Genomic DNA, 1,229 nt, shown 5'->3' with positions numbered 1-1,229 from the left:
CGGCTTGCTCGGGCGTGAGATAGCCGAGTGCCGAGTGGATGCGTTGCCGATTGTAGTAGCCCTCGATGTAGGCGAACAGATCGCGCCGCGCTTCATCCCGGGTCGCCCATCGTCGCTGATGGACGAGCTCGACCTTGAGCGTGTGGAAGAAGCTCTCCATCGGGGCATTATCGTAGCAGCAAGCCGTGCGGCTCATCGACGGCTTCGCCCCCATACCGGCGAGCTGTCTCCGGTAGGCCTCGGCCGCGTACTGGCTGCCGCGATCCGAGTGGCAGATGAGCCCGGCGGCCGGACGCTGCCGCTGGGCGGCCATCATCAATGCCGCTACGCTCAGCTCGGCGCGCATGTGATCGCGCATCGACCAACCGACGATCTTGCGCGTGGCCAGATCGAGAACGGCGGCCAAGTACAACCAGCCCTCGCCGGTCGGCAGGTAGGTGATGTCGGCCAGCCAGACCGTGTCGGGCCGCGCGGCTGAGAAGTCCTGCTTGAGGAGATTGGGCGCGATGGGGAGATCGTGACGGCTGTCGGTCGTACAGGGCCGGAACCGACGCCCCGCCAAAGCACGGATGCCGTGCCGGCGCATGAGACGCTCCACCCGTCCGCGGCTGACGGACCGGCCCTCGGCCCGCAGGGCGGCATGCACGCGCGGGGAGCCGTAGCGTCGGTGGTGTGCGGCATGGATGCGCCGGATGTCGTCCAGGAGTTGGCGATTGGAGGCCGAGCGGGCGCTCTCAGGCCGTGACCGCCATCCGTAGAAGCCGCTGGGTGAGACTCCGAGCACGCGGCACATGAGACGCACCGGCCAGGTCCGCGCATGCTGCTCGATGAAGGCGAAGGTCACTTGGGCATCTCCGCGAAGATGCCGATAGCTTTTTTTAGTACGTCGCGCTCCATGCGCGTACGGTCGAGCTCCCGCCGCAGTCGGGCGATCTCGGCGGCCTGATCGGACGGGGACGCAACTGAGCTTGGTGGCGAGGCGCCCATCGATCCAGCAGACCGCGGCCCGGGTGAGGCCCCGTTCAGCGTGGCGCGCCACTGCCTCAGCATCGAGGGCTGGATCCCAAGCTCGGCCGCGACCTGCATCTGCGGCCGGCCGCTGCTCTCCAGCAGGGCGACCGCTTCGCGTTTGAACTCCGGCGTGAATTCTCGTCTCGTCTTTGCCATCCGACACCTTCCCCGCTCAGCATGAGCGTATCAGAGGTGTCCGCGAGGACGAGGGAGGATCA

1 protein-coding gene is annotated in these 1,229 nt (G+C 67.3%); it reads right to left on the bottom strand.

The window, feature by feature from the left end; genetic code table 11:
- Nucleotides 1-1,167, bottom strand: a protein-coding gene (locus tag ACLBXO_RS31545; RefSeq protein ID WP_447687891.1) for an IS3 family transposase whose coding sequence is annotated in 2 segments (ribosomal slippage) — nt 1-882 and nt 882-1,167 — 1,168 coding nt annotated over the 2 segments. Because the reading frame shifts where the segments join, the coding sequence is not laid out codon by codon here. This gene is flagged as partial in the annotation.
- Between the last annotated feature and the right edge of the window lie 62 nt (nt 1,168-1,229).

The sequence above is a fragment of the Methylobacterium sp. C33D genome (assembly GCF_053345825.1).
Note: the sequence above shows the minus strand (reverse complement) of the source record. Positions and strands in the feature narration are given on the sequence as shown.